General features: G+C 48.1%; 4 protein-coding genes, 1 pseudogene and 1 other annotated feature. Of the genes and pseudogenes, 4 read left to right on the forward strand and 1 reads right to left on the reverse strand.

Annotation, left to right across the window (positions count from 1 at the left end):
- Positions 1-103: a sequence feature (AL1L pseudoknot), on the reverse strand. This feature is flagged as partial in the annotation.
- A pseudogene (locus ACH10T_RS09005) lies at positions 1-379 on the reverse strand (transposase); the annotation flags it as partial. It overlaps the preceding feature by 103 nt.
- Positions 380-927: 548 nt before the next feature.
- On the opposite strand from ACH10T_RS09005, the gene ACH10T_RS09010 reads away from it, so the two are divergent.
- The 4 genes from ACH10T_RS09010 to ACH10T_RS09025 all read left to right on the forward strand — a co-directional run.
- Positions 928-1,281 (forward strand): hypothetical protein, encoded by a 354-nt coding sequence (locus ACH10T_RS09010; protein WP_394808957.1) that lies wholly within the window; start codon positions 928-930, stop codon positions 1,279-1,281.
- 159 nt (positions 1,282-1,440) lie between these two features.
- Positions 1,441-3,099 (forward strand): alkaline phosphatase D family protein, encoded by a 1,659-nt coding sequence (locus ACH10T_RS09015; RefSeq protein ID WP_394808958.1) that lies wholly within the window; start codon positions 1,441-1,443, stop codon positions 3,097-3,099.
- 251 nt (positions 3,100-3,350) lie between these two features.
- Positions 3,351-3,542 carry a Rieske 2Fe-2S domain-containing protein gene (locus ACH10T_RS09020; RefSeq protein WP_394808959.1) on the forward strand — a complete coding sequence of 64 codons (192 nt, stop codon included), beginning with the start codon at positions 3,351-3,353 and terminating at the stop codon, positions 3,540-3,542.
- Positions 3,543-3,645: 103 nt separating this feature from the next.
- Positions 3,646-3,739 (forward strand): DUF1328 domain-containing protein (locus ACH10T_RS09025; protein WP_394807376.1); only part of this gene is annotated, 94 nt, incomplete at its 3' end.

The following is a 3,739-nucleotide window of genomic DNA, read 5'->3' on the forward strand; positions in this document are numbered from 1 at the left end:
TTTCATTGCAGATTGGCTCGACCCCGTATTCTGCTTTGTTGCTATCGACAAATGTCACCATTATTTCGGTCGGCGGTCGAGCTCCGCCTGCGCAAAATAAGCCGACGCCTTACGTAATAGCTCGTTGGCTCGCTTTAATTCCCGATTCTCCTGTTCCAATTCCTTGAGTCTCTCACGATCCGCAGTCTACATACCACCTCGAATTCCCTGATCAATCTCTGTTCGTCTTACCCAGGTGCGCAACGTCTCCGCTGTACAGCCAATCTTTGATGCGATCGATTTGATCGCCGACCATTGCGATTCATGCTCCTTGCTGCTCGAATACCAATCTTACCGCTCGTTCACGTACTTCCGGAGAATAACTGATATGGTTTTTCATCTCTTCCTCCTCTCAAATCATTTTATCTCCAGAAAATCCGGGGCGATTCAGACTAAGTTACGCGGAAATCGCGGAGTAATAGTGGATTACTCTGAAACATGTAAGCTGCTGAGATGAGTATCAAGTGAAAAGCGATAAGTATCTATACAGTGGAGCAATATGCAAAGATTCCACGAGCGGTGATGGTGGAAGGGCAGAGTTAGCGTGAAATTGCGCCATATGGTGGAGTTCACCGCAAGAGTGTCAAGAAGATGTGCCAATATGCAGTGCCGCTGGGTTATCGGCTCAAGAGCTAGCGCCAGCACAGATGAAATAATAATAAAAAATAATTAGTTATAATACCTTTTAATCCGTTGGTCGCGAGTTCGAATCTCGCACGGCCTACCAATCACGGATCACGGATCATCGCTTCACTATTCAGTTTGAGGAGAGGATGCCTCGGCAATAATTAACCGCCACTTACACAAAATTTAGGATACTCTCAAATGTGGAAAACTAATCAATTTCTTAGATAATGGTGAAGAAGTTTGTACTAATGCCATTGGATATTGCTTGATACAAATGATAACCATCTGTCGGATGCAAATATTACTTTTGATGCGCGTTTAAAATTTACCAAAGCAATAAAGGATGAACGGGTTGCAGATCCAAAAATTGCTGCACAATGGTTTTTTAAAAATATAAGTCAATTAGCCGAAAATGTTTCAACAAGAAAAGATATTAAGGCTGATATTGGCTCTTTGCTTATTTATTTGACCTCCTTAACAACTAGTTTTCAACTGTCGATGAAAGAATGCTTTGAAAGTTCTTTCAACGAAATCAAAGACTCAAAAGAGATTATGTTTGATGGAGTCATGATTGATGAATCTCGCGAAAATATCCAATCGCAATTACTATTTTAAAATCAAAGAAATAATTCCGTGATTTTTTTCTATGCCCCGATATGAATCGATATTCCAAATTATTCGAATTTCGTTCGAGTACTGTGCAGATCCGTTTAGCCGCATCCAGGAGGAAATCATGAGCCGCACGCTGCCGATCTCAGTAACATCAGAGTTACCATGACCAAGCTTGTCCTGGGTCCGGTACTACGCTACGTCGGTGAAACCGACGCCACGGTCTGGGTGGAGGTCGATGCTGCGTGCGAGGTTGAGATTCTCGGCCACTGTGCGTCGACGTTCGAGGTGGAAGGTCATCATTATGCGCTGGTCTATATGACTAATCTGGCGCCCGCGACGCGGTACGAGTACAGCGTCCAACTGGATGGGGACAAGGTCTGGCCGGAACTGGACTCATCATTTCCACCCTGCGTCATCCGCACGTTTAACTCCCATGCTACGCTGCGATTTGCATTCGGCTCATGCCGCGTGGCGGTGCCCCACGAACCGCCCTTTACCTTGACGCACCAGGAGGATGCAACGCACGGGTTCGAAATCGATGCCTTACGTGCACTGACTTTTCGCATGCGCGCACAGCCGGAAAATCAATGGCCGCAAGCGTTGCTGATGTTGGGCGACCAGATCTATGCCGACGAGGTTTCCCCCGAAATGCATAAGTGGATAGCAGCACGGCGCGACACCAGTCAGCCTCCCGGCGAGGAAGTAGCGGATTTCGAGGAATTCACGCGGCTCTACCAGGATTCTTGGGGTCAAGAGGATATTCGTTGGCTGCTATCGACCATTCCCAGCGTGATGATCTTTGACGACCACGACGTCAAAGACGACTGGAACATCTCCCAAAGCTGGGTTCAGGGCATGCGCGCCAAACCGTGGTGGCAACAACGGATCGTCGGGGCATTCATGTCGTATTGGGTCTATCAGCACTTGGGCAATCTTTCGCCGAACGAACTGCACGAGGATGCATTGTTCGAGCAAATGAACGCTGGTCGTCACGAAGACTTTGGCCGACGACTGCGCGAATTCACCATGCAGGCGGACAAGTCCCCAGACAGCTATCGCTGGAGTTTCTGTCGTGATTTCGGCGATGTGCGACTTGTAGTCGTAGATTCGCGCGCTGGACGGATGCTGGCATCTGATCACCGGGACATGCTCGACGAGAACGAATGGCGATGGTTGGAATCGCAGGTGAGTGGCGACTTCCGGCATCTGTTGATTGGAACCTCGCTCCCCGTATTCATGGGCCCCGGCTTGCATTACCTTGAAGCCTGGAACGAGGCGGTGTGCAAGGGCGCGTGGGGATCGTGGTTCGTGAACATCGGCGAACGCATCCGCCGCAAACTGGACCTGGAGCACTGGAGCGCATTCGGGAGATCATTCCAGCAGATAATTGCCTTGATCCGCTCTGTGGCAACCGGTGAACGAGGTCGGGCACCCGAAACAATCACTGTGCTATCGGGCGACGTGCATCATGTTTACCTGGCTGAGGTGAAATTTCCTGGTGCGAAGCTCCCTAGCATAATATATCAGGCGGTGTGTTCACCCTTCCGCAACCCGCTCGGTGCGCGCGATCGACGCATTATGCGCGCAGGCTGGTCCACAATGGTCGGTAAACTGGCCCGGAGCTTGGCGCGGATGGCTGGTGTACGTCAGACGGAGGTTAATTGGCATCTGTGCCATCCCGAACCCTGGTTCGACAACCAAGTGGCGACGTTGGAGCTAACAGGCAGGCAGGCATTGTTGCGCTTCGAGAAGAGCCTGCTAGCCGAGGATGGATCGCCGCAACTGGAGCAAGTGTTCGAGCATCGATTGGACAAGAACTGACTTTACCTGGTTTCGAGTTGTAAAAAGCTGCTGTCAGATATCGAAAAATCAGTAAAGAATATCAAGTTGTGGAACCCTTCGGTACGTGATCGCCTGATCGCTCTAGTACGCGCATTATGAAAACGATTTAATTCTAATTCTTACTTTGAAGGTATTGGTTTATCAGACTGGCTAAAAGGTGGTGAAGTAGCCGCCATTAACGATATTCCATTAGGGCAAGGTGCTATTTTGTTCAGATTGGAGTTCGCAAAATTGCAGTATTTAAGGATGAGCAAGGTAAATTACATCCTTCATCCCCCAAGTGTCCTCACTTGGGATGTATTGTTCACTTTAATTCTGCGGAACGTTCATGGGATTGCCCTTGCCACGGCTCACGCTTTGATACGGATGGTGAAGTATTGCACGGACCAGCTTCAACTTCATTACCAATCATATCCTTGTAATAAAATTGTATGTTCATAAGGCAAATGTTGGATACCGTACCGACTCTCTCCAAAATTTAGAAGAATATATTAGTGTTATTCAATCATAAATAAGGAGTGGAAAATGTTTAATTGGGCTCTTACATTTTTAGTTATCGCATTAATTGCAGCTGTTTTAGGGTTTAGTGGAATCGCAGGTACTGCTACGGAAATAGCAT

The organism is Nitrosomonas sp. (assembly GCF_043753625.1).
Taxonomy (GTDB): domain Bacteria; phylum Pseudomonadota; class Gammaproteobacteria; order Burkholderiales; family Nitrosomonadaceae; genus Nitrosomonas.